The sequence below is a fragment of the Pseudomonas sp. AO-1 genome (assembly GCF_019775695.1).
GTDB classification, from domain to species: domain Bacteria; phylum Pseudomonadota; class Gammaproteobacteria; order Pseudomonadales; family Pseudomonadaceae; genus Aquipseudomonas; species Aquipseudomonas parakoreensis.
On sequence record NZ_CP079947.1, the window covers coordinates 6,448,906 to 6,473,720 of the forward strand.

21 protein-coding genes and 1 pseudogene are annotated in these 24,815 nt (G+C 61.0%); 9 read left to right on the top strand and 13 right to left on the bottom strand.

The window, feature by feature from the left end; all coding sequences use genetic code 11:
• Positions 1-215 precede the first annotated feature (215 nt).
• From KVQ82_RS29475 to KVQ82_RS29510, 8 genes are all read right to left on the bottom strand, one after another.
• Positions 216-1,136 carry a sigma 54-interacting transcriptional regulator gene (locus KVQ82_RS29475; protein ID WP_222017327.1) on the bottom strand — a complete coding sequence of 307 codons (921 nt, stop codon included), beginning with the start codon at positions 1,134-1,136 and terminating at the stop codon, positions 216-218.
• A gap of 59 nt (positions 1,137-1,195) precedes the next feature.
• Positions 1,196-1,777, bottom strand: coding sequence for an alpha/beta hydrolase (locus KVQ82_RS29480; RefSeq protein WP_041071127.1), 582 nt, complete (start codon positions 1,775-1,777; stop codon positions 1,196-1,198).
• Positions 1,778-2,057: 280 nt separating this feature from the next.
• Positions 2,058-2,459 carry a biopolymer transporter ExbD gene (locus KVQ82_RS29485; RefSeq protein ID WP_003220570.1) on the bottom strand — a complete coding sequence of 134 codons (402 nt, stop codon included), beginning with the start codon at positions 2,457-2,459 and terminating at the stop codon, positions 2,058-2,060.
• Position 2,460: 1 nt separating this feature from the next.
• A complete protein-coding gene (locus KVQ82_RS29490) occupies positions 2,461-3,186 on the bottom strand; it encodes a MotA/TolQ/ExbB proton channel family protein (protein WP_041071117.1) in 726 nt (241 codons plus the stop codon).
• Between the two features lie 44 nt (positions 3,187-3,230).
• Positions 3,231-4,046: an energy transducer TonB gene (locus KVQ82_RS29495; RefSeq protein WP_145595763.1), complete on the bottom strand. Its 816-nt coding sequence runs from the start codon at positions 4,044-4,046 to the stop codon at positions 3,231-3,233.
• Between the two features lie 377 nt (positions 4,047-4,423).
• The gene (locus KVQ82_RS29500) at positions 4,424-4,750 is read right to left on the bottom strand and encodes a hypothetical protein (RefSeq protein ID WP_003220553.1); all 327 of its coding nucleotides are present in this window, start codon (positions 4,748-4,750) and stop codon (positions 4,424-4,426) included.
• A 181-nt stretch (positions 4,751-4,931) separates the two neighbouring features.
• The gene (locus tag KVQ82_RS29505) at positions 4,932-6,275 is read right to left on the bottom strand and encodes an aryl-sulfate sulfotransferase (protein WP_222017329.1); all 1,344 of its coding nucleotides are present in this window, start codon (positions 6,273-6,275) and stop codon (positions 4,932-4,934) included.
• 23 nt (positions 6,276-6,298) lie between these two features.
• Entirely contained in the window at positions 6,299-8,659 is a 2,361-nt protein-coding gene (locus tag KVQ82_RS29510) for a TonB-dependent receptor (protein ID WP_222017331.1), read from the bottom strand.
• A gap of 165 nt (positions 8,660-8,824) precedes the next feature.
• Between KVQ82_RS29510 and KVQ82_RS29515 the strand changes: the two genes are divergently transcribed.
• Both KVQ82_RS29515 and KVQ82_RS29520 read left to right on the top strand, forming a co-directional pair.
• Positions 8,825-9,769 (top strand): LysR family transcriptional regulator, encoded by a 945-nt coding sequence (locus KVQ82_RS29515; protein ID WP_222017333.1) that lies wholly within the window; start codon positions 8,825-8,827, stop codon positions 9,767-9,769.
• Positions 9,770-9,982: 213 nt separating this feature from the next.
• On the top strand, positions 9,983-11,599 hold the full coding sequence (locus KVQ82_RS29520; RefSeq protein ID WP_222017335.1) for an alkaline phosphatase family protein: 1,617 nt from the start codon (positions 9,983-9,985) through the stop codon (positions 11,597-11,599).
• A gap of 107 nt (positions 11,600-11,706) precedes the next feature.
• Here the strand turns inward: KVQ82_RS29520 and KVQ82_RS29525 are convergent.
• Positions 11,707-12,626: pseudogene (locus KVQ82_RS29525) on the bottom strand (TauD/TfdA dioxygenase family protein).
• A 181-nt stretch (positions 12,627-12,807) separates the two neighbouring features.
• Here KVQ82_RS29525 and KVQ82_RS29530 point away from each other — a divergent pair.
• Positions 12,808-13,728, top strand: a complete 921-nt coding sequence (locus KVQ82_RS29530) for a LysR family transcriptional regulator (RefSeq protein ID WP_041071095.1) — start codon at positions 12,808-12,810, stop codon at positions 13,726-13,728.
• Between the two features lie 77 nt (positions 13,729-13,805).
• Here KVQ82_RS29530 and KVQ82_RS29535 read toward each other — a convergent pair whose 3' ends face one another.
• Positions 13,806-14,819, bottom strand: coding sequence for an ABC transporter substrate-binding protein (locus tag KVQ82_RS29535; protein WP_222017337.1), 1,014 nt, complete (start codon positions 14,817-14,819; stop codon positions 13,806-13,808).
• A gap of 370 nt (positions 14,820-15,189) precedes the next feature.
• Here KVQ82_RS29535 and KVQ82_RS29540 point away from each other — a divergent pair, with 370 nt between their 5' ends.
• From KVQ82_RS29540 to KVQ82_RS29550, 3 genes are read left to right on the top strand one after another with little or no spacing between them, the layout of a single operon-like run.
• Positions 15,190-16,788, top strand: coding sequence for an ABC transporter permease (locus KVQ82_RS29540; protein WP_222017339.1), 1,599 nt, complete (start codon positions 15,190-15,192; stop codon positions 16,786-16,788).
• Positions 16,785-17,600, top strand: a complete 816-nt coding sequence (locus KVQ82_RS29545) for an ABC transporter ATP-binding protein (RefSeq protein WP_222017342.1) — start codon at positions 16,785-16,787, stop codon at positions 17,598-17,600. Before KVQ82_RS29540 ends, KVQ82_RS29545 begins: the two co-directional genes overlap by 4 nt.
• A gap of 14 nt (positions 17,601-17,614) precedes the next feature.
• Positions 17,615-19,225 carry an arylsulfatase gene (locus KVQ82_RS29550; RefSeq protein ID WP_222017344.1) on the top strand — a complete coding sequence of 537 codons (1,611 nt, stop codon included), beginning with the start codon at positions 17,615-17,617 and terminating at the stop codon, positions 19,223-19,225.
• Between the two features lie 130 nt (positions 19,226-19,355).
• Here the strand turns inward: KVQ82_RS29550 and KVQ82_RS29555 are convergent, their stop codons facing one another.
• Positions 19,356-20,429, bottom strand: a complete 1,074-nt coding sequence (locus tag KVQ82_RS29555; RefSeq protein ID WP_222017346.1) for a fatty acid desaturase — start codon at positions 20,427-20,429, stop codon at positions 19,356-19,358.
• Positions 20,430-20,529: 100 nt separating this feature from the next.
• Between KVQ82_RS29555 and KVQ82_RS29560 the strand changes: the two genes are divergently transcribed.
• The gene (locus KVQ82_RS29560) at positions 20,530-21,534 is read left to right on the top strand and encodes an AraC family transcriptional regulator (protein WP_222017348.1); all 1,005 of its coding nucleotides are present in this window, start codon (positions 20,530-20,532) and stop codon (positions 21,532-21,534) included.
• 132 nt (positions 21,535-21,666) lie between these two features.
• On the opposite strand, the gene KVQ82_RS29565 is transcribed toward KVQ82_RS29560, so the two are convergent.
• Positions 21,667-23,052 carry a heavy metal sensor histidine kinase gene (locus KVQ82_RS29565; protein ID WP_222017350.1) on the bottom strand — a complete coding sequence of 462 codons (1,386 nt, stop codon included), beginning with the start codon at positions 23,050-23,052 and terminating at the stop codon, positions 21,667-21,669.
• The gene (locus KVQ82_RS29570) at positions 23,042-23,722 is read right to left on the bottom strand and encodes a heavy metal response regulator transcription factor (RefSeq protein ID WP_131670853.1); all 681 of its coding nucleotides are present in this window, start codon (positions 23,720-23,722) and stop codon (positions 23,042-23,044) included. The genes KVQ82_RS29565 and KVQ82_RS29570 overlap by 11 nt, the downstream gene beginning before the upstream one ends.
• A 136-nt stretch (positions 23,723-23,858) precedes the next feature.
• Between KVQ82_RS29570 and KVQ82_RS29575 the strand changes: the two genes are divergently transcribed.
• Both KVQ82_RS29575 and uraH read left to right on the top strand, forming a co-directional pair.
• Positions 23,859-24,344 (top strand): heme-binding protein, encoded by a 486-nt coding sequence (locus KVQ82_RS29575; RefSeq protein ID WP_222017352.1) that lies wholly within the window; start codon positions 23,859-23,861, stop codon positions 24,342-24,344.
• An 11-nt stretch (positions 24,345-24,355) separates the two neighbouring features.
• Positions 24,356-24,766, top strand: coding sequence for a hydroxyisourate hydrolase (gene uraH, locus KVQ82_RS29580; RefSeq protein WP_086794832.1), 411 nt, complete (start codon positions 24,356-24,358; stop codon positions 24,764-24,766).
• The last annotated feature ends 49 nt before the right edge of the window (positions 24,767-24,815 follow it).

Here is a 24,815-nt window from a genome sequence, read left to right on the forward strand (position 1 = left end):
TAATACGTGTGCCAGTGAAGTGCTATCTCTGGCGTGAAGCGGACAATACCGGGATTTTTTATTCCCGGACAATAACGTTTATTCACGTTGATATTCCATTTTGTTCATACACGCGAGATAGACATGCAGGCGCTGCCGCAGGCTGCGATCTTTTGATTTTCAATGGTTTAAAAGCGCTGAAAGCAAGATCAAAAGATCGCAGCCTGCGGCAGCTCCTACACGAGGCCTGCGCTTTTCAGTAACTGCTTTAGCGCCTGCTGATCGGCGGCGGTGCCATTTTCCAGGATTTGTTTGATCTGGCTTTCGATCTGCACCAGCGTCTGTGGCAGGTTCAGGTGCTCCGGGAGGATTTCCTCGCCAGTGCTGACCAGCAGCGCGAAGTGAATGACATTTTCCAGCTCGCGGGTGTTGCCCGGCCAGCTGTGGCGTTCCAGCAGGTGCTGCGCGGCTTCGCTGATCAACGGCACCGGCAGATCAAGGCGTTGGCTGTAGATGCCGAGAAAGTATTCGGCCAACGACAGGATGTCGCCGATCCGCTCGCGCAGGGCCGGCAATTCCAGCTGACCTTCGCTGAGGTAGTGATAGAGCCGTTCGTGGAATTTCCCCGCGTCCACCGCTTGCGCCAGATCGATGCTGGTTGCCGCCACCAGCCGCACATCCACCGGACTTGGCTGATGGGCGCCGACGCGGGTGACTTCATGATTTTCCAGGGCGGCGAGCAGTTTGATCTGAATCGGCAGCGGCAAGTCGCCAATCTCGTCCAGATACAACGTGCCGCCGTTGGCCGAACCGAACCAGCCGGCACGACTGCTGGCCGAACCGGTGTAACTGCCGGCGGCATAGCCGAACAGTTCGGCATCGGCATAGGTCGGGCTGATCGCGCCGCAGTTGACCGAGACGAACAGACCGCTGCGATCACTGGCGCGGTGGATGTGGCGCGCGAGCAACTCTTTACCGGTGCCGGTCTCGCCACGGATCAATACCGAGATTGTCCGCGGTGCCAGGTGCTCCAGCTCTTCACGCAGTTGCCGCGAACGTGGATCAACGAAGACCAGCGCCTTGGCGCGGATGCTCAGGGGGCTTTTTTCCGCATCGGGAAAGGTCAGCAACGGCTGACCGAACGCTTCAAAACTCATGGCAGACTCCCGCCCACAACCGCCGGGAGACGGGGGCGATCAAAAAGAAAAAATACCACTCAAGCGCGACGCCGCGCGTGGTGTTCCAGGCGGTTTTGCAGGCGATAGAGGTAAGCGAAACCCTGCTCCCAGCGCTGGTGCCCGGACTTGACGTTGATGTGCCCGGCCCCGGCGAGAATCCCCGCCTCGGCGCCCCAATCGCGCGCCAGCTCCAGCGCACGTGGCGCGCTGACGGCGGCGTCGTTGTCGGAGGCGACGACCTGACTGGGGAAAGGCAGCAGGTCAGTCGGGATCGGTGCGAAGTTACGCAGCGCCGGTGCGCAAGTCGGGCGCTCGACATCCGCCGGTGCGACCAGCAACGCCCCGCGCACCTGCCGCAGGTATTGCACGGGCGCGGTAGCCGCCCAATGCGCAACGGTGACGCAACCCAGGCTGTGAGCAATCAGGATCACTGGCGTGCTGTCGGCGGCAATCGCTTCGGCCAGCGCCGCGACCCAGTCTTCACGGCGCGGCGTCAGCCAGTCGGCCTGCTCCACCCGGGCGCTGTTGGGCAGGCTGTTCTGCCAATGAGTTTGCCAATGATCTTCTGGCGATCCTTGCCAGCCCGGCACAATCAGGTAACGGATTGATTCGTTGCGCATGGGGGAACTCTCCTGCGTCGTGTCTGTTCCTGATCGAGTATAGGGACGGGATTTATATTCGTTAAGGAATAAGAAGCTATTTATTAAGACCCAAAAGAAATATTGTTGGCTTCGTGTAGGAGCTGCCGAAGGCTGCGATCTTTTGATTTTGATTTTAAGAACAAGAGCAAAAGATCGCAGCCTTCGGCAGCTCCTACAGGGATCGGGTGTGGGTTTAAATCGAGATAAAAAAAGGGCCGCACCCTGCCAAGGAGACGGCCCCGGAAAAACGTAAATCCTGTTACCGCGCGGTGATCACCGACAATTTGGTAATCCCCGCTCGCTCGATCGAAGCCATGGCCCGCGCCACTTCGCCGTAGTTCACCCCGTCGTCGGCCTGCAGTTGCACGCGGACTTCCGGGTCTTTCGCCTTGGCCGACTTGAGGTTGAATTCCAGCAGGTCCGGCTGGATTTCATCCTTGTTGATAAACAGTTTGCCGGCACCGTCAATGCTCACCACCAGCGGGTCTTTCTGCTCGACCGGCGCCACGGCTTCGGTCTTCGGCAGGTTGATCGGGATCGCATTGGTCAGCAGCGGTGCGGTGACGATAAACACCACCAGCAGCACCAGCATCACATCCACCAGCGGCGTCACGTTGATCTCGCTCAGCACCTCGTCGCTGTCTTGCGTGGAGAAGGCCATATCAGGACGCCTCCTTCACTTTTGTCGCGTTGCCCGGTGCCGACACCTTGTTTGCAGTCGGGTGGATCAACACGCGGAACGCACTCTTCTGCGCCAGGCTGTAGAAGTCGTGGGCGAAGTCATCCAGATCCGCCGCCGTCAGTTTCAGACGCCGCAAAAAGTAGTTGTAAACCAGCACCGCCGGCACCGCGACCGCGATCCCCACACCGGTGGCAACCAGTGCCGCACCGATCGGACCGGCGACTGTTTCCAGGCTCGCCGAGCCTGCCGCGCTGATGCCTTTGAGCGCTTCCATGATTCCCCACACCGTGCCGAACAGACCAATAAACGGCGAGGTGCTGCCAATACTCGCGACCACCGCCAGACCGGTTTCCAGCGAACGCCGTTCGCGCACGATCTGCTGGCGCAAGGCACGTTCGAGGCGATCCTGATGGTTGATCGCCTGGCTCAGGTCATTGGCCTGCGGCGCCTCACCCACCTGAATCGCCGCGTAACCGGCCTGTGCCACCCGGGCCGCAGCGCCGGGTTGGGTTTCGCTCAACTCAGCGGCGGAGTCGAGACTCGACGCCGCCCAGAAGCGTTTATGAAACTTGCGATCCTGCGCCTTCAGACGACCGAACTGCACAGCCTTGAGCAGCGCCAGTCCCCAGGTGGCAACGGAAAAAACCACCAGCAGCCAGATCACCGCACTTTCGATGGATTCCAGTGGAGAGGCCAGTAACGTCATGATGTGTTCCCTCGTGTAAACATTTAGCGCGAATAGGTTTCGGTTTAATGAATCTTGAAATCGATGGGCACGCTGACCCAGCCGTCCTGGGCGACATCACCCTGCTTGGCCGGCACGAAGCTCCACTGTTTGACGGCGTTGAGCGCTGCGTCGTCGAGCTGCTGCCGGCCACTGCTTTTCTGAATCTGGATCTCGCCCGGTTTGCCGTTGGCCAACACGTGCACCCGTAGCAATACCGTGCCTTCCCAGCCGCGACGCTGGGCCAGCGATGGATACTCCGGCGCCGGGTTCTTCAAATACGCGGCGTTGGCCGAGGCCGGCGTTACCGGAGCCGGAGCCGCGGGTGCAGGTGGCGCTGGCGCAGCGACCGGGGCGGCCGGTTGCGGCGGCGCCGGTGGTTGCTCCACGGCTTTGGGTGCTGGCTTCGGCACCGGCTTAACCACCGGTTTCGGCTTGGGTTTGGGAATCGGTTTAGGCGGTGGCGGCTTCACCGCCAACTCGTCTTCAACCGGTGGCGGAGGTTCGACCACCGGCGCGGGCGGCGGCGGTTCAACCACGGGCGGCGCGGGTGGTGCCGGCCGCGAAAACTCGATGGTCATCGGCGGAATTTCCGGCGGCACGATCGGCAACGCCGGTGTCGGATGCTGATTGATCCAGTAGATCACCGCACCATGCACCAGCAGCGCCAGCACGCCGAGCAGGATCGCTTCACGACGGCTCAGAATGCCCTTGGGCGCGCGTTGCAAACGCAACTGCCCCAACGGCACACGATGGGGCCGGCCGAGATCGACCAATTCGCCACTCGGTGCCTGGCGCCACAGCACCTCTTGTGCACTGGCGGCGGTCTGGACATTGCCCATTGATTCACTCCCTGCGGTCTTTTTTGCGTTTTCTACACAACAGCCGATCCGCCGTTTGTTGAATCCCCCACGGCGAGTCGATGGGTGAATCATTGGGTTTGTCGCTTATCTCCGAAAGTAATCTTTAATGTTATGCATAGGCCTTTATGGAATATACGAGTTGATCAATTCCGCCAAAGCCGCGCGCCACAAGGGCTGCAGCGTTACGCTGCAAAACGCATGCTTTTCAGGCATTAAAAGTATTCATGCAACGCATCAAATTCGCCTGACCCGGTTTCATGGGACAACTAATACAAAATCGATAGTTGCCAATAAAACTCCGCCAACAAAAAGGCCGGAGCACTTTCGTGCCCCGGCCTGTTTAATTGACCGAACAACTATTGCTTGATGAACTCTCCTGCCAGCCCCACAACATCACCATCAAAGTTAGTACGCGAACCCACCGCACGAACTTTCGAATAGTTGTGGTCCGGCGAGAACAGCGTCCAGGACTGATAGCCAGTGCCATCATTCAGCGCCGCGAACGTGATGATCGTCGGCTGCCCGGTACTGTTCTGGAAATGGTAATGCCCGTAGGCGATGTCGTAGTTCACGCCGTTCTGGCTGAACTTGCCGCTGAAGGTGCCGTTGGAATCGTTACCATCGGTGATCGTCAGTTTGGCGCCAGCGTTAGCGTTTACATAATTGCCATTAATGCTCGACATAACGTGATTTCCTTTATCGTTGGATAAGTGTCTTCCGATGAGAGCAAGTTTCCTCCTGGAAACTCACGACACACAGGATGGTTGTCCATTGACTTATTGTCCACGGCACTTATCAACGATATTGCTATAGGCACTATTCATGTCGTTCATAACTTATTTCGAATCGGAAGAACCTTAATAACTAACGGCTGACTTGGGTTTGTTGCACACCGACGGCCGGCATCAGGACTGCCGTCTCCGAACGCGGCGTTCCCGCCGGCACCCAGTCATAACTCACAGGCAGCGCACGATAGACCCAGTTGCTGATTGCATCACTGCCTGGCGCCTTGCCCAGATACGGGCTGACATATTCCCAGACGTTTTCACCGCTGGCCGTGATCTGGAAAAACCGCCCGTTCATGCCTTCGTCGATCAGCGTATTGCCGTTGGGCAAGCGTCGCGCGCTGCTGATGAATGAACTGTAGAAGGCCCAACCCGGCTGCTTCGAATTCGCTGCGCTGTATTGCCAGACGATTTGATTTTTCTGCGGGTCGATTTCCAGCACCCGCGAACCGGAAATCAGCCCGAGGGGGACGTTTGGATAGCCCGCCGAACCCTGGTTATCGAACACCAGCAGATTGCCCGCACCGGGGAGCCCGGCGGGGATGATGTGCGCGTCGTGCTGACCGACAAACTGATCCACCGGACGCGGTAATTTCTGTGCGGTTTTCGGGTTGATCAGCGGCAGGTTCGGGCCGAGGCGCCACACCACTTTGCCGTTGTGCTTATCGATGATCGCAATGAAGTTGGCGTTGCGCGAATCGAGCAACAGGTTGTCCGGATTGAAGCGTTTGTCGCCGGCATCGAACCACTTGTTCGGCCCGACCACGCTGAGGTTGTTGATGTGCAAGTAATCCGGATTATCACTGGCGCGCACCAGTTTCAATTGCTCCGGGGTGAAGCCGAATTCGTTCAGGTGCTCCGAGGCCAGCCACTGCCATTTCACCGCACCGTCAGGACTGACTTCATAGATCACATCGTCGATCACCTCAGGCACTTTGAAGCCTTTGACCTTATGCACCTTGTTCGCCAGCACCACCGTGTTGCCGTTGCTCAACCGGCGCTGATCGTGGTGTTGCTGTGCTGCGCCGCCAGGGGCCTTGTCGCCCCACTGCCAAACGACTTTGCCGCTCCAGTCCAGTTCACCGACGCTCTGATTGCCCAGACCGTTACCGGCGGAGCCGAGCTTGCCCGGATCCTTGTCACTCAGTTGCAACAGCACATGCCCGCGCGCGCCGCCGACCAGTTGTGGGTCGATGATCGCCGACGGGAAACCCGCCTGTGGCCGGGTTTTCACCTCGTTGCCGTTCATGTCGATCAAGTGGGTCTGCTTGTCGGCGCCACTGAAGATCACGTACTGGTTGAACGCTTTGTTCGGGTCATAGCGGGTGACGCCGGTCGGGTACACGCTGGGGGCGGCGAACACCCCGGTGCTTGAAACTGCGCCGGATAACAACAGGGCTAAAGCGGTTTTGCCTGGCAACATGATGCAGCTCCTTGAATGACGGATCAGAAGTCGTAGCGACCGGTTACGCCGAGGGTGCGCGGCGTACCGAGCAGGCCTTCATAACCGCCGTTGCCGCCGGTCCACAGCGTCGTGTAATAGGTCTTGTCGAAGGCGTTCTTCAGCCACAGCGAAACGTCCCACTGGCCCTGATTGAAATCGCCACGCAGACCGGTGGACAGGTTGACCACGGCGTAGCTCGGGATCTGCCCGTAATCGGAGTCCTCGACCGTGCCCACCGCTTTGGAGCGGAATGCGTAACTGCCGGTGACGTAGGGTTGCAGACCGTTGGCCAGATTCCATTCGTATTTGCCGTTGGCGTTGCCGATCCATTTCGACGCGCCGACCACTTGGTGGCCGCTGAGGTCGCAAGAGGCCGGTGCGCCCGGTGCCTGGCTGACTTCCGGCGGGCACGGTGCATCTTTGTACGAGAGGTAGCTGACGTCGTTGTACGAGCCGTTGAAGTTCAGGGTCAGGCCGCGCAACGGGATCACCGTGCTTTCGAATTCGACGCCGCGTGAGCGCACCGAACCGGCGTTGGTCAGGTATTGCACGCGGTTGACGTCGTCGTAGGCGTTGGTCTGGTAGGCGTTGACTTGGGTCCAGAACACGTTGGCGTTGAGCTGCAAACGCCGGTCCCACAGCGTGCTTTTGAAGCCGAGTTCGGCGTTGTTGGCGCGTTCGGTGCCAATCAGCAGCGAGTCGGCGCCGGCGGTTGGCGCCGAACCCACCGCGAGGTTCACGCCACCGGATTTTTCCCCGTGGGACAGCGTGGCGTAACCGAGCAGGTCATCGGTGATGCGATAGCTGAGGTTGAGCAGTCCGGACGGGCTGGAGCTGTACTGATTCAGATCGCCGGAGTCGTAGGCACCCGTGCGTCCGCGTCGTGCGGTGGCCGCTGCGCCGGTGACCGTGGCACCACCAACCGGCGCATCGCGGGTGACCCAGGCGTTCTTCTCTTCATAGGTGCCACGCACGCCGGCAGTGAAGTCCAGGCGCTCGGTGAGGTGCCAGGTGCCTTGGGCGAACAGGGCGAAGCTGTCGGTCTTGATGTGGCCGTTGCCGACGCTGCCGACGTTGGCCAGCGCGCCGCGTGGCGTGCCGTTCCAGATGTCGGCCTGCGGGCCGTAATAGGCGAAGGATTTGTTGTCCAGATCCGAGCCGAAGTAGTACGCGCCCACCACGTAGTCGAAGAACTCGCCCTTGGGCGAGGCCAGGCGAAATTCCTGCGAGTACTGTTTGTCTTCGACCGAAACCCCGGCGTTGTAAGTCGCCGCAACGTTGAGACCGTCGTCGTTGGCCGGGGTGAAATTCCAGAAGCGATAGGAGCTGATCGAGGTCAGGGTGAAATCGCTCGGCAGCGTCCAGTTGGCCTCCACCGACGTGCCGCCCTGATGCACGGTGACGTGCTGGTCGTTGTCCAGATTGACCTTGCGGTGCGAGCCGTTGACCAGCGTCGCGCCGGCGGCATTGGCCCGCGATTGGTAGAGGTTGACGCCGTTGATGGTCGGTCCGGTGTTGTACAGCACGCGGGTGCCGGCGCTGGAGTCCTCTTCGTTGTAATCGCCGATCCAGCGCAGATTGAAATCTTCGTTGGGCTTGAACAGAAACTGCGCACGGAAGCCATCGCGCGAGCCACCGTTCAGGTCATGGCCGTTGTATTCGTTCTTGATGTCGCCATCGCTACGGGTGCGATAGGCCGAAAAACGTCCGGCCAGTTGATCGTTGAGCGGCCCGGAAATGGTGCCCTTGGTCTGGAAATACCCGTCCTCGCCGAACGAGGTTTCGATGCTGCGCTCAGGGGTGAATGTCGGCGCGCGGGTACTGATGTTGATCACCCCGGCGGTGGTGTTCTTGCCGAATAGTGTGCCCTGTGGCCCGCGCAGGACTTCGAGCTGTTCGATGTCCATCAGGTCGAACACCGCCATCCCCGGACGGCCCAGATAGACGTTGTCGATGTACAGACCGACGCTGCCTTCCAGACCGTCGCTGGCCGGGTTGTTGCCCAGGCCACGAATCGACACGCTGGACTGACGCGCGTGCATGTAGGCGACGTTGACGCTGGGCACCAGTTGCTGCAAATCCTGAATCCGGTAGACCCGCTGCGTCTCCAGCGTCTGACCGCTGACCACGCTCATCGGCGTCGGCACGTCTTGCGAACTTTCTTCGCGACGGCGGGTGGTGACGGTCACGGTTTCCAGCTGCGAGCTGTTGGCCGCGGGCTTGCCGGCGGGAGCCGGCGGCGGTGTTTCGGCGTTCGCGGCGTAACCCTGAGTCCAGCTGGCACTCCCCGCCAGCAACAGGGCCAGAGGCAGGCGTTTGAGCCGTCGTGGCGTTAAGGGTGACGCAAGGTTCAACGGACTCATGGCGCGGCTCCTGGTCAAAAAACACACAGACATCTTCAGTGCTGCATATTCTTTTCAGTTATTTATTTATGGATTTACAAATATTTACTGCATAAGAGATTGCCTTTATAAGGAGTCGACCTAATGCATATCCAATGCATTTCCCGGATATTTTTTATGTGAAGAATGCATATCGACTTGCGCCAACTTCGACACTTCATCGCCCTCGCCGAACAACGCAGCTTCGTCGCCGGCGCGCAGGCGGTGAACCTGTCGCAGTCGGCGTTCAGCCGCAGCATTCAGGCGCTGGAGCACAGCGTCGGCTGTCAGTTGGTTGATCGCGGGCGCAAGGAATTACCGCCGACCAAGCAGGGTCAGGTGTTGCTCGAACATGCGCGGCGACTGGTCAGTGGCGCGCAGCAGATGGCCAACGAGATCAGTCAGTTCAATGGGCTGGAGGCGGGCGAGTTGCGCTTCGGTTGCGGCCCGGCGCCGGCAGCCGGATTGATCCCGCGCGCGATCGGCGCGTTCATCGGGCGCTACCCAAAAGCGCGGGTGCAATTTCAGGTCGATGACTGGCAGAGCCTGAGCAAACGCCTGCTCAGCGAAGAGTTCGAATTCTTCGTCGCCGACACCCGGCACTTCGAAGCCGATCCGGATTACCTGACGTACCGTTTGCGACCGCGCAAATGGCATTTCTGCTGCCGCGCCGAGCATCCAATAGCGGCATTCGAACGGGTCTCGGCCGAGCAACTGATGAGTTATCCACTGGCCGTAAGCATCCGCCCGCCGAACCTGCGCAAGGTCATCGTCGACCTCAGCGGCCGCCCGGATTTCACCCCCAATGTCGAATGCGAAAACAGCTCAAGCCTGCTCGGCGTGGTGCTGCGCTCGGATGCCATCGGCATTGTTGGCGCGTATTCCGACGCACTGCATCAGGCCAAGGGCGAGCTGGTGTGTTTGCGGATCGAGGGTTTGGCCGATGACCTGGAGGAGCTGTACACCCGCTATGGGATTGTCAGTCGGGCGGGGTATCGGTTGTCGCCGCTGGCTGAGGCGATGATTGAGCAGATCAAGGCGATTGATGCGGTGGATGAGGAGGTTTATTCACTCGAAAATTTAGCTGTCTGAGCTACCGCTATCGCTGGCTTGCCAGCCCCCACAAGTTCCGGGTGTTCACATCATTTTGGCTTGGCGCAAATCCTGTGGGAGCTGGCTTGCCAGCGATGGTGCCGAAACAGTCACCGATGCATCCACTGCATAAAACCCATTCCCCAAATGCACTTGCCGAACACCCCCGCCGAAAGCGAAAACCCTCGCCTGTCTCTCTGACCGGTGAACACCATGTCCAACCCGCAAAACCCCGTGCGCAACGTGCTGTACATCATGTGCGATCAACTGCGCCGCGATTACCTGTCCTGCTACGGCCATCCGCATCTGCACACGCCGAACATCGATCGCCTGGCCGCCGCTGGCGTGCGCTTCAGCCGCGCCTACACCCAGGGCACGATCTGCGGGCCGTCGCGGATGTCGGCCTACACCGGACGCTACGTCAGCAGCCATCAGGTCGCATGGAACGCCGTGCCGTTGCCGCTGGAAGAACTGACCATCGGTGATTATCTGCGCCCGCACGGCATTCGCACTGCGCTGGTCGGCAAGACGCACGCCACGGCCAATGTCGATGCCCTGCAGCGTCTGGCGATCAACCCGGACAGCGCGCAGGCCGAGGTGCTCAACGAGGTCGGTTTCGAGCCGTACTTTCGCCACGACGGGATCTTCCCCGATGACCCGCTGTTCGACGACAAACGCGAATCCGCGCCCTACACCCATTACCTGCGCGAGCAGGGTTTCGACGGGCGCAATCCCTGGCACGACTGGGCCAACGCCGCCGAAGGCGAGAACGGCGAAATCCTCAGCGGCTGGCAGATGCGTCATGCGCATTTGCCAGCGCGAATTCCCGAGCAGTTCTCAGAGACTGTCTACACTACAAATCGAGCCATCGACTTCATCACCGAGCAAGGTGAGAAATCCTGGTGTTTACACCTCTCCTACATCAAACCGCACTGGCCCTATATCGTACCGGCGCCATACCACGCCTTGTACAGTACGAAATCGATTCTCGAAGCGGTCCGCGCGACGCCCTCCGAAGCCAGCAAACATCCCGTATACACGGCGTTTCGCCAGCATGAGGAAAGCCTCAACTTCTCCCGTGATTCAGTACGATTGAATGTAATCCCCACCTACATGGGCCTGATCAAGCAAGTGGATGACCAGCTCGGGCGGCTGTTCGATTTTCTGCAGAGCAACGGTCGTTGGGATGACACGCTGATCGTGTTCACCAGCGATCACGGCGACTTTTTGGGCGACCACTGGCTGGGCGAGAAGGAGTTTTTGCTCGAGCAAGCGGTGGGCGTGCCGTTGATCGTGCGCGACCCGCGTGCGGCGGCGGATATCACTCGCGGCACGGTGGACGAGCGACTCGCGGAAACCATTGATGCATTGCCGACGTTTCTCCAGGCCCTGGGTTTGCCGGGCGCCGAGCATCGGCTGGAGGGCCGCTCGCTGATCCCGCTGTTGCACGGCGAAAAACCTGATTGGCGCCGCTACGCCATCAGCGAATATGACTACGCCTTTCAGGCTCCGGCACGCGAGCGACTTGGCCAACCGATCGACCGTTGCCGCATGACCATGGTGCGCAGCGAGCGCTGGAAATACCTGGCGTACGACGGCTTCCGGCCGCAGCTGTTTGACCTGCTGAATGATCCGCAGGAGTTGCGCGATTTGGGTGACGACCCGGCGTACGCGGCGGTGCGCGAGGAGCACGCGGTGTACCTGTTTGAATGGGTGCGCGGGTTGAAGCGGCGGACCACGATCAGTCATCAGGAGATCGATTTGCGCGGACAGCGGTTTCGCTATGGCGAGCCGGAGACCGAGAAGGTGGTGCAAATCGGTGTGTGGTAGTTAAAAGCATCGCTGGCAAGCCAGCTCCCACAGGTTTTGCGTTGTTCACATCCTTTGTGTCCGACACCAATCTCTGTGGGAGCTGGCTTGCCAGCGATGGAGCCTTATCAAACGCCGACGATATCCGCGCCTTTAATGGTCTGACTACGTTGCCCCGAAGCCCCAACCGGCACTTCACCCTTGAGCGTCACTCGCCGCACGATGCGATCCTGAGTGCCGTAATCATCAATCGCATAATGCTGCGTCGACCGGTTGTCCCAGATCGCCACATCGCCCGCTTTCCAGCGCCAGCGCACGGTGTTTTCCTGACGAATCACATGGCTCTGCAACAAGCCGAACAGGTGCGCCGAATCGGCTTGCGAATAACCCTTGATGCGTTTGACGAAGTGCCCCAGCAACAAGCTCTTCTCGCCGCTGATCGGGTGTACACGCACCACCGGGTGCTCGGTCTCGTAGACCGTCGAGGTAAAGATCTTGCGATAGCGCTCGAGCTTCTCCGGCGACACGTCTGGCTTGGCCCCGGCGTAGTCGTATTCGTTGCTGTGCACGGCGACCAGTTTGTCCGCCAGCTCGCGCAGCTCGCTCGGCAGTTCGTTGTAGGCGGTCGCGGTGTTGGCCCACAAGGTGTCGCCACCGAAGGCCGGGGCCACCACCGAGCGCAGGATCGAGGCTTTCGGGTAGGCGTCGACGAAGGTCACGTCGGTGTGCAGGAGTTGGCGCGCTGGCCCTCGGCTCCGTCCAGCTCCAGCAGATAACGCGTGCCCTCGCGCACCGGTACAGTCGGATGCGCCACGGGCTCGCCGAGCAGATGCGCGAAGGCTTCCTGGCGCTGATCGTCGAGTTGAGTCTGCTCGCGGAAGAACACCACCTTGTACTGGATCAGCGCCTGCTGAATGGCTTCAACCGTGGCGGCGTCCAGTTCTCCGGACAGGTGGACGCCACGAATCTCGGCGCCGATACGGCCGGCCACCGGATGGATTTCCAGCGCGTGGACAGCGGGTTTTACAGCGAGTGCGGCATTGCTCATGGGTAGACCCTCATCGACTGCTTGCGGTTAGGCGACAGCGAAACATGGCTCTATCTATATTCCATTTACATCTAATAGATATTCACATGCTTCGTTGACGGAATAAGAGCTTGCATTTAAAACCTCAAGCAACCCTCGTCGCAAATGCCTTCGAGCTATTTTTAGGATGCCGGGAAAGCATATGGATCTTCGCCAGTTGCGCTACTTCATCGCCCTCAACGAACACCGCAGTTTTGTCCGTGCGGCGGACGCGATGGGCATCACTCAACCGGCGTTCAGCCGCAGCATTCAAGGGCTGGAGCAAGAATTCGGCTGCGTGCTGGTGGATCGCGGCAACAAGGATCTGCGCCCCACACCCGAAGGCCAGGTGGTGCTGCAACACGCCCTGACCCTGGTGCAGGGCGCGGCGTTGCTCAGCGCTGAAGTGACGCAAATGACCAAGCTTGATGCCGGGGAGCTGCACTTTGGTTGCGGCCCGGCGCCAGCGGTGAAACTGGTCCCGGATGCGGTGGCGCAATTCATCAACGCGCACCCGAAAGTACGCACCTGTTTTCAGGTGGATAACTGGGAAAAGCTCAGCCGCGCGCTGAGCCGCGAAGAGATCGAATTCTTCATCGCCGACATCCGCCATTTCGAGGCCGATCCAAACTTCCAGACCCAGGCCCTGACGCCCAAGCGCGGGGTGTTTTTCTGCCGGCCCGGGCACCCGCTGCTGGCCAAGGAAAGCCTGTCGACCAACGACATGTTCGACTACCCGCTGGCGACCACGCTGATCCCGCCAGGGATTCGCAAACTGCTGGCGAATCTCAGCGGCCGGATCGATTTTTCGCCGACCATCGAGACCGAGCATTTCCCGGCGCTGGTGAAAGTGGTGCTGCAATCCAATGCGATTGGCGTGGGCACGGAAGAGGCGTTCGTCGAAGACATTGCCCAAGGTTCACTGGCGCTGCTGCACTGGCGCAACCTGCCACAGAATCTGGAGAGCATGAATGCGCGCTGCGGGATTGTCAGTCGTACCGGGTTTCGCCTGTCGCCCGCAGCGCGGGCGATGATCGAGACGTTGGTAGCGGTGGATAAGCAGGAAGTCAGCGTCGCGGTTTGAAGATCAAAAGATCGCAGCCTCTCTTACAGAGAACGCATTCCCCTGTAGGAGCTGCCGAAGGCTGCGATCTTGTGATTTTAAAGCTTGGCCGCCGCCAACTCAGGCGCCACCCAATCACTGACCTTGAACGGTTTGCGGATCAGTTTCTGCTGCGCCGCCAGATCCACCGAGTCCTGCAATTTGCCGAGGAACACCGGGTCCAGCGTCGACGGGAACACTTCGCTGAGTTTCTGATCCTGCAGGTCCTGGGTCAGGATCACCGATGGATAACTTGCCAGCCCCGACACCAGTTGCACGTAGGCAGCCTTGTTGCTGTCCTGGGTCAGCCAATCCACCGCCTGCTGCTGCGCCTTGAGCAGTTTCGCCACGACTTCCGGGTGCCCGTCGACAAACTTGCCGGTGCCCACCAGCACTGACTGCACACTGCCGGCCCCGCCCAGATCCTTGGTGTTCAGCGGCAATTCCGCCAGCCCCTTGGCTTGCAGGGCCGTCAGCCCTGAACTGCCCCACGATGCGTCGATCTGTTTAGCCGCCAATGCCGCGACCGCTGCATTGAAGTCGAGGTTGATCACCTTCAGATCCTTTTCGCTCAGGCCCTGACTGGCCAGCGCCGCATCAAACGACAACTGCGTGGCGGTGCCACGGAAGATCGCCACGCGCTTGCCTTTCAGATCCTGCAGGGTCTTGATCCCCGAACCCGGCACCACGCCCAGATATTGCTTCACCCCGCGCGCACTGGCGCTGAGCAAACGGGTGTCGAGACCGTTGGACTTGCCAATGATCGCCGCCAAGTCGCCCAGATACGCCAGATCGACCTGACCGTTGGCAAACGCCTCGTTGATCACCGGCCCGGCGCCCTTGAAGAAGCTCCATTGAATCTTGATGCCCTGATCGGCGAAGGCTTTTTCGAAGATCTGCCGATCACGCAGCACATCCACCACACCGCCGCCGCTGTGCTGGGTGCCGGCGCTCAGGTCAGGCACGGCGATCCTGATTTCCTTGAGTTCGTCAGCCTGCGCATTAAACGCCAGCAGGCCCGCCAGTGCCGGAATAGCAAACAGACTGAAAATTCGTTTGAAGGGAAGGGTCATGGATGTAGCTCCTTGATCACGACGGGCGTTGAGGAGCCGAAAGTAGGCCGAAGCGTGACCTTCGCTTAAATACTATAAATGCACATTTTTATAGCCATTAACGCTAAGCAAGCAACAACGCGGGCTGCAGCGGCGTATGCATTAACAGCATCGAAAATATTCTTCGAATGCATTGGATGCGCGATGCTCTGGAAGCCTTAAATGGCGCTGCTTATCTCCAAATCCTATGTTTTTAATTTTGTTTATAACGATTTGTTTTTAGCTAATACCGCTAGTGGGGGCGAATTCACCAACGCATCCCTGTAGGAGCTGCCGAAGGCTGCGATCTTTTGATCCTGCTCCCGATCCAACCCGACAACGGAGGTCACCCATGGCCCGTGATTCCCTGCTCAGCCTGCCGCTGCCCGCGCCGCCCCTGAAACGTCATCGGGCGTGGCCAAGCCTCAACCAACGCCTGTTGCCCTGGTTGCTGCCGATCAGCCTGTTCGCTCTGTGGTGGCTGGCCGCGCGCAATCAATGGATGAGCGAGCAGATCTTGCCGGCGCCATCGCTGGTGTGGAACAGCGCCGTCGAGCTGTCCCAGGGCGAGCTGTGGAGTCATCTGTGGATCAGCCTGCAACGGCTGCTCTGGGGCTTGCTGGTCGGCGTCTGCGCGGGTGCGGTGCTGGGCGCCGCACTGGGTTTCAGCCGGCGTCTCGAACGGTTGGTGTTTCCGACCTTCGCCGGTCTGGCACAGGTGCCGACGCTGGCGTGGATTCCGTTGTTCATGGTGTTTTTCGGCATCGGCGAAGTATTGAAACTGGTGGTGCTGATCAAGGCCATCGTGGTGCCGGTAACCCTGCACACCTTGGTCGGCGTTCGTGATGCGCAACCGAAACTGCGCGAAGCCGCCGCCGTGTTGCGCCTGCCGTCGTACTTGCTGATCCGGCGTCTGGTGCTGCCCGCCGCACTGCCAGCATTCATGGCCGGCGTACGCCTGGCCCTGGCCGCCGGCTGGACGTCCTTGCTGGCGGTGGAGCTGTTGGCGTCCAGCGAAGGCATCGGATACCTGATGGTCTGGGCACGGCAACTGTTCATGCTCGACATCGTGTTCGTGTGCATCGTGGTCATCGGTGTGCTCGGCGTGGCGATGGATCGCGGCATCGGCTTTCTCGACCGCAAACTGGTGCACTGGCCGCACCCGGCCACCGCAGAAATCCGCAGTGGCCCGCGCTATGAAGGCTGGCAGCGGCTGCAACCGTGGCTGTTGCCGCTGAGCCTGATCGGTTTGTGGCAAGTGGCGAGCGATCAGCAGTGGGTCGATGCGAACATTCTGGTCAGCCCGTTCGCGGTGCTGGAAACAACAAAAAACGGCTTGCTCGACGGCACGCTGATCAGCGGCATGGCGTTGAGTCTCGGTCGTACCCTTGGCGGCTTGCTACTGGGCGGCGGACTCGGTTTCGCCCTCGGCTTGCTGCTGGGGCTTTCACGCACCAGCGAACGACTGCTCGGCCCGACCCTCGCCGCCATCCGCCAGATCGCGATTTTCGCCTGGGTGCCGCTGCTCACCGCGTGGTTCGGATTGGGTGAATTGGCGAAGTGGGTGTTCGTTGCCCTCGCCGCGTTCTTTCCGTTGTTCATCGCCACTCAGCGCAGCGTCGCCAACCTCTCGCCACAACTCAACGAGGCCGCGCAGGTGCTGCGCCTGAGCCTCGGCCAGCGCCTGCGCTGCCTGGTACTGCCGGGCGCGGCGCCGGGGATTTTTGCCGGGCTCAGGCTGAGCCTGATCTACGCGTGGCTCGGCACCATCGGCGCCGAATACTTCATGCCGTCCAACGGCGGCATCGGTAGCCAGATGATTGGCGCCCAACAACTGCTGCACATGGACCTGATCATGGCCGGAATGCTGCTGGTCGGCCTCACCGGCGCCCTGCTCAACCTCATCGGCCAACGCCTGGAAATTCGCGCCACTCGCTGGAGACACGCATGAACGCACCGATTGTCAGCTTCACCCACGTAGGCAAATCCTTCGACGTCGACGGTTTCGAACTGGAGGCGATTCGTGAATTCAACCTTGACATCGCCGAGGGCGAATTTGTCGCCATCGTCGGGTCCAGCGGCTGTGGCAAATCCACCTTGCTGCGCTTGCTGGTGGGCCTGGATACGCAATTTCGCGGGCAGATCAGTGTCGATGGCAAAGCCGTCAGCGGCATCGGCGGCGAGCGCGGCATCGTGTTTCAGGAACACCGTTTGTTCCCGTGGCTGACCGTGGCCGACAACATCGGTCTGGGCCTGGTCAACGAACCGCTGAGCACCGCCGAAAAGCAGCAGCGCATCAACGATTTCATCGAGCTGGTCGGCCTGCGCGATTTCACCCGTGCCTATCCGCACCAGCTCTCCGGCGGCATGGCCCAGCGCGTGGCGATTGCTCGCGGACTGGTCGCCAGCCCACGGATTCTGTTGCTCGACGAACCGTTCGGCGCACTCGATGCGCTGACCCGCCAGCAGATGCAGGACGAACTGCTGGCGATCCGCGACCGGGCGAAAATCACCACGATTCTGGTCACCCACGACGTCGAGGAAGCGATCTTCCTCGCCGACCGTGTGGTGGTGATGGAGCCGCGTCCGGGACGGATCAAGCAGGTGGTCGACATCGCCCTGCCGCACCCGCGTCAGCGCAGCAGTTTCGACTTCCATCAGTTGCGTGAAGAACTGCTGCACGAACTGACCAGTGACGACCATTACCAACCGAGCCTGCCGGTGCAGATCCGCGATCTGCCGCTGTCGTTCATTGCCTATTGAGAGGAGCTGTATCGATGCCGCAACGCCCCAACTTTCTGGTGATTCTGGCCGACGATCTCGGCTTCTCCGATATCGGCGCTTTCGGCGGCGAAATCGCCACGCCGAACCTCGATGCCTTGGCCAATAACGGCCTGCGCCTGACCGATTTCCACACCGCGCCAACCTGCTCGCCAACCCGCTCGATGCTGCTGACCGGCACCGACCACCACATCGCCGGCATCGGCACCATGGCCGAAGCGCTGACCCCGGAGTTGATCGGAAAACCGGGTTACGAGGGCTATCTCAACGACCGCGTTGTGGCCCTGCCCGAGCTGCTGCGCGAGGCCGGCTATCAAACCCTTATGAGCGGCAAATGGCACCTCGGCCTGACGGCTGAGCTGGCGCCGCAGGCGCGCGGGTTCGAGCGTTCGTTCTCGCTGCTGCCGGGGGCGGCCAACCACTATGGTTTCGAGCCGACCTACGACGAACACACCCCTGGCCTGCTGAAATCGACGCCAGCGCTGTACATCGAAGACGACACCTTTGTCGACGAGTTACCCAAGGATTTCTACTCGTCGGACGCCTTCGGCGACAAGCTGCTGCAGTACCTCAAGGAGCGCGATCAGAGCCGGCCATTCTTCGCTTATCTGCCCTTCTCCGCACCGCACTGGCCGTTGCAGGCACCGGCTGACATTGTCGAAAAATACCGTGGTCGCTATGACGCCGGTCCCGAAGTCCTGCGTCTGGAACGCCTGGAAAAACTCAAGGCGCTGGGCCTGATCGAGCCGGATGTCGAGCCGCATCCGCTGATTCAACTGAATGCGCAATGGGCTGCGCTGAGCGCTGAGCAACGACAGATTTCCGCGCGGGCCATGGAGGTTTACGCGGCGATGGTCGAGCGCATGGACTGGAACATTGGCCGGGTGGTCGATTACCTGCGCCAGCAGGGCCAACTCGATAACACCTTCATCCTGTTCATGTCCGACAACGGCGCCGAGGGTGCGCTACTGGAAGCGTTCCCCAAGTTCGGCCCGGAACTGCTGACGTACCTCAACCAGCATTACGACAACAGCCTCGACAACATCGGCCGCGCCAATTCCTACGTCTGGTACGGGCCGAGCTGGGCGCAAGTGGCGACCGCGCCATCGCGGCTGTTCAAGGCGTTCACCACCGAAGGCGGAATTCGCGTACCGGCGCTGCTGCACTATCCGCAATTGCCAATCAAAGGGCAGATCAGCCACGGTTTCGGCACGGTGATGGACATCACCCCGACGATTCTCGATCTGGCCGGCGTGCGCCATCCGGGCAAGCAATGGCACGGCAAACCGGTGGCGCCGCTGCGCGGCAAATCATGGCTGGGCTTTTTGTCTGGCGAGACGGCGCAGGTGCATGACGAGCACACCGTCACCGGCTGGGAATTGTTTGGCCGCCGGGCGATTCGCCAAGGGTCGTGGAAGGCGGTGTGGATCCCCGGGCCGGTGGGGCCGGCGACCTGGCAGCTGTATGACTTGAGCAGTGATCCGGGGGAGATTCATGATCTGGCGTCGAGTCAGCCGGACAAGCTCAGCACCCTGATCGGGCATTGGCAGAAATATGTGGAGGAGACTGGGGTGATTCTCAGTGCTTCGCCGTTTCAGCCGGACTGAAACGGCCAGAACCACCGCTATCGCTGGCAAGCCAGCTCCCACAAGGTTCAATGTCGTTCACAAATCCTTTGAATGACGCTGAAACCTGTGGGAGCTGGCTTGCCAGCGATGCGGCCCTCAAACTCAGCCATCAAGCCCTGGCGGTACGCACCTCCTCCTGCACCACCTCATCCCGCCGAACAAACCGGTTCGCCCGCCCAAACGTGCCGAAATCGTTGAACCGCACGCCCATCTCACGCATCACCTTATGCGCCACCGGCACGGTCATCTGCCGGATGTAAAACGGTTCCTTCACCACAAAATGATGAATCCCGTGGCTGCTGCCAAAGTTGAAGCAGAACGCCTGCAGCGGCCACAACCACCACGGGTTCAACACCTGGCATTGCTGCAGCACGTTGCCCGCCTCGATATCGCCGTAGTAATGCATGTTCGAGCTGATGAAATGCAGGCAAAAGGTGCGAAGCACGTTCGGACCGATGATCACCACTGCCGCGATATCGATCACCTGCATCACTGACAACGTGGTCGCCGACCATTCGATCGGTGAACCCATGAGGTAAGCCACGCCATTTGCCGCGTGGAAGCCGAGAAACACGTACCACGCGCCCCAATGCACCAGCGCCAGCGGCGCGTAAACCTTCAATGTACGTTTGATGATGTTGATTTTGTGTGCCCAAGTCCTGGCCCGGAGCATGCGGATGAACGCCGACATCACGTTGTCACCGACCATCAGCAAGCGCGCAAAACCCCAAGGCTCGCCGTTGGTGATCGCCCGCTCCTCCATGTCGGTTTCAGTGCCGGAGACCTTGTGGTGATTGAGGTGCAGATGGCGGCGGATCCACGGGTTGATCGTGCTCGGCCGCGCCAGCCACACCAGGCCCATCATCAGGTTGTGCGGCACGCGCTGCTTGCGGAAATACATGCTGTGGATCAGGTCGTGCTCCAGCTCGTGGGTCAGGGAAGCGAAAAACGCGTTGAGCAACAGACACACCCACCACGCCATGTGGCCAGTGATGTACAGCGCCGCCGAACCGACCATCCCGGCCAGAGCGAAGGCCAGAATCCCCGCACCGAGGGCGTCCTGGTGCTGCAGGATCGGGTAGCGCTCACGCAGTTCGACGCCTTTGGCCAGCACCACTTCGCGAATATGCGCTGATCGCTGGGCAGCATTGTGTCGCTGGGGACTTGCAGAAGTACGGTCCATGCTTCCATCCTCTGGTTATTGATGTTCGCATCCTGCCTTGCTAATGCTTTAGTGGTGGTAGCCGTGAACGCCAACCTGTTGACCGGAAGCGCCAATCAGCATGAAGGAACCGACCTCGCTCGCCAGCTGGACCCGTGCCTTGCGCAAGCAACTCGATGCGCTGGGGCTGGACAGTATCGGCCTGTGCCAACAGGCCGGGCTCGACCCGCAGTTGATGGACGACCCGAATGCGCGTTATCCGCTGTCCGGCACCACGCGCCTGTGGCAACTGGCGGTGCAGTTCAGCGGGGATCCGGCGATCGGTCTGCGAGTGTCGCGGTTCGTCAGCCCGACCACGTTCCATGCGCTCGGTTACGCGCTGGTGGCCAGCGGCAGCCTGCGTGAGGTGTTCGAGCGCATCGTGCGTTATCACCCGGTGGTCAGCGATGCGCTGGAACTGGAGTTGAGCCGCAGCGATGACCGCTATCTGTTTCGTCTGAAAATTCCGTCAGGCAATCCGGCGCCGGCCTTCGAAGCCATCGACGCGTTTGCCGCGATCTACGTGCGCACCTGCCGCAATCGCCTCGGTCGCGATTACGCGCCGCTGGCGGTGTACCTGCGCCGCCCGGAACCGTCCGATGCGCATCAGTGGCACAAGGTGTTCCGCGCTCCGGTGCATTTCTCCTGCGCCGAAGATCGCCTGGAGTTTGCCCTCGCCGACTTCGACAGCCACCTCGACGACGCCAACCCGGAACTGGCCGAACACAACGAAGCGGTGCTCAAGCGCACCCTGGCCCAGCTCCAACCGCTGACCTGGGAGCGCAAGGTGCGCGACGCCATCGAAGAGCAACTGCCTGAAGGCGAACCTAGCGCCGAACGCATCGCCCAGGCCTTGCACCTGAGCTTGCGCAGCCTGCAACGGCACTTGGCGGATGAGGGCTGTCGCTTCGACACGCTGCTCAACGAGAGCCGCGAAAACCTCGCGCTGCTGCACCTGCGTGATCCGCAATGTTCGTTGAGTGAGGTCAGTTACCTGCTGGGGTTTGCTGACACCAGCAGCTTCAGCCGCGCGTTCAAGCGCTGGACGGGAATGACGCCGGGGCAGTTTCGCGACGGGTTGCGCTGATTGATACGGAATGTGTGCTGAACCTACTGGACTCTTCGCGGGCAAGCCCGCTCCCACAGTGTCCGCGCCGTACCCAAAACTCATGTACACCCGATAAACCTGTGGGAGCGGGCTTGCCCGCGAAGACGTCAGTCAGATCGCCTCAAAACCCAACTCAAACACTGTGCCGCTCGCATCACTGCTCACCCTGACCCGCCCGCCATGCAACTGCATGATCGACTGCACAATCGCCAGCCCCAACCCACCCGAATCTCCAGGCTGCGCCCGAGAAGGATCGACGCGATAGAAGCGGTCGAACAGTTTGCCCAGATGTTCTGGCGCAATCACCGGGCCGTGGTTGTGTACCTGTAACCAACACACACCCGCCTCATCACGGCGGCGCAGGCTGATCAGCGAGCCTTCATCGGCGTGGCGCACCGCGTTGGCCAGCAGGTTACCCAGGGCGCGTTGCAGCAGTTGCTGGTCGGCCAACAGTTCGCCGTGCAGCTGGTTTTCCAGGCGCAACTGACGATCATCGGCCAAGGCTTCGAAGTAATCGCACAGCTCGCTGCCGACGTTATGCAGATCCAGTGTTTGCAAGTCGAGCGCGCGCTCCGCCTGCTCGGCGCGGGCGAGGAACATCAGGTTTTCGGCCATGCGCTTGAGGCGTTCGAACTCTTCCATGTTCGACGCCAGCAGCTCCTGATACTCCGCCGTGCTGCGCGGGTGATTCAGCGCCTGGCCGTTGCTGGCGAGCAAGGTGTGCAGCGGGGTGCGGATCTCGTGGGCGAGGTCGGCGGAGAACTGAGAGAGGCGCTGCACGCTGTCGTCCAGCCGCGCGAGCATGCCGTTGAGCGCCTGCACCGGTTCGAGCAGTTCGGCGGGGGTGCCACTGGCGGGCAGACGCTGATCGAGGCTGCGCAGATCAATGCCGCGCACCGCCGCGCTTAGCTGGCGCAACGGGTGCAGACCACGGCGCAGCAGCACCAGCCCCAGCGCGAACGCCAGCAACGCACCGAGCCCGACGGCCAGGTACAGGCGCAAGCGATAACTGGCGAGCATCTGTTCCCGTTCAGTGAGCACCTTGCCGGCGATCACCGTCAGCGGTTCGCCGTTCGGCCCTTGAGCGTCACCGGACAACAGCGCCAGCTCGGCGCCGTCCGGCGCCTGCCAGGTCAGCACATCGCGACGCTGCGGTGTTTGCTCGCGCGCGATTGCGTTCAATGGCGGCAACTCACGCTGGCGCGGATTGATCGCGATCACGTTCGAGCCATCGGCCCGCCGCACCAGCAACAGGCTGTCGAGGTTACCGAGCATGTTCTGATAGAGACGTGGCCGCGCCTGTAAAGCGCCGAGGCTGTCGCTGTCGGCGAGCAAGGCGCGCACTTGCTCCAGGCGGCCAAGCAACGCCAGATCATCCCGGTAGGCGATCTCCGAGTCGAGCGAGCGGTAGAGAAACACACCGATCGCACTCAACACCAACGCGCAGACCACGGCGAACGCCAGCGCCAGACGCCAGGCGATCGACCTAGACCGCATCGTCGGGAGCCTCCAGCTGATAGCCGACCCCGCGCACGGTGTGGATCAGTTTCGGCATGAACGGGTCATCGACCTTGGCCCGCAGGCGGCGCACCGCGACTTCGACCATGTTGGTGTCGCTGTCGAAATTCAGGTTCCACACCTGCGAAGCAATCAGCGTGCGTGACAACACTTCGCCCTGACGGCTGGCGAGCAGTTGCAGCAGGGCGAATTCCTTGTTGGTCAGGGCAATGCGCTGGCCGCCGCGACTGACTCGACGCCGCAGCACGTCGATTTCCAGATCGGCGATGCTGTAGGACTCGGCCTCGCGCAGTGGCCCGCGCCGCAGCAGCGTGCGCACCCGCGCGAGCAATTCGGCGAACGCGAAAGGTTTTAGCAGATAGTCGTCGGCGCCGAGTTCGAGGCCGCGTACGCGGTCTTCGATGGCATCCTTGGCGGTCAGGAACAACACCGGCGTGGCGCCGCGCTGGCGGATCAGTTGCAGCAGTTGCCAGCCATTGAGGCCCGGCAGCATCACGTCGAGGATGATCAGGTCGTAGGCCTGCTGCTCGATGAAATAGCGCCCATCGAGGCCATTGAGCGCCACGTCCACGGCAAAACCCGACTCGCCCAGGCCCTTGGCCAGGAAATTAGCGGTTTTGGCTTCATCTTCTACAACCAGCAAACGCATGGCACACCTCGATTGATCAGGCACACAGGCTAGGCGCCTTCGACGGCGTTGCCCATTACAAACTTGTAATCCGCCTGACGGGGTTCTGACGAAGAGCGGCGGCTAAGGTGATGTCCTTCGCTTTCGGAGCCTGTCCATGACCGTCAAATACCTTGCAGCCAGCCTCGTCCTCGGCCTCAGCGCCAGCGCTTTCGCCGCCCCTGAACTGCCGCGCCACGCTGACCTCGACCTGAACACCGCACGCCTGCTGGCCGACACCGCGCTGAGCAATTGCACCGCCACGGTATCGGTGCTCGACCGTGGCGGCAACGTGCTGGTGACCCTGCGCGGCGACGGCATCGGCCCGCACAACACCGCGGCCAGCCAGCGCAAGGCCTACACCGCGCTGTCGACGAAAACCCCGACCCGGCTGTTCGCCGAGCGCGCCCGCAGCAACCCGGAAACCGCCAATCTCAACACCCTCGACGAGCTGCTGTTGCTCGGCGGCGGGATTCCGTTGTTCGCCGGCAATGAGTTGGTCGGCGCCATGGGCGTGGCCGGTTCCGGCGGCGGCGAGCAGGACGAAAGCTGTGCCATCAAGGCCGCCGAAAAGACCGGCCTGACCCTTACCCGTTCCCAATAAGGAGACTGACCATGACCACCCTGCGCATGACCTTCGCCGCACTCGGCCTGAGCGCGCTATCCAGCCTTGCGTTGGCCGCCGGCAATCCACTGAGCGTGCACGTGCTCAACCTGGAAAACGGCCTGCCCTCGCCGGGCGTCAACGTGACCCTGGAAAAACACGTCGGCGAAAACTGGCAGCCACTGGCTCAGGGCACCACCAACGAACAGGGGCGCATCGCCGAACTGTTCCCGGCCAAACAGCCTTTCGAAGCGGGCGAATACCGGGTGGTGTTCAAGACCGGCGAGTATTTCGAGAAGAACAAGCGCGAGACGTTTTTCCCGGAGATCCCGGTGATATTCCAGGTGAAGCAGACTGACCAGCACTACCACATCCCGCTGCTGCTCAGCCCTTATGGGTTCTCGACCTATCGCGGCTCCTGACTACCGCACAAATACCCTGTAGGAGTGAGCCTTGTGGTGAGGGGATTTA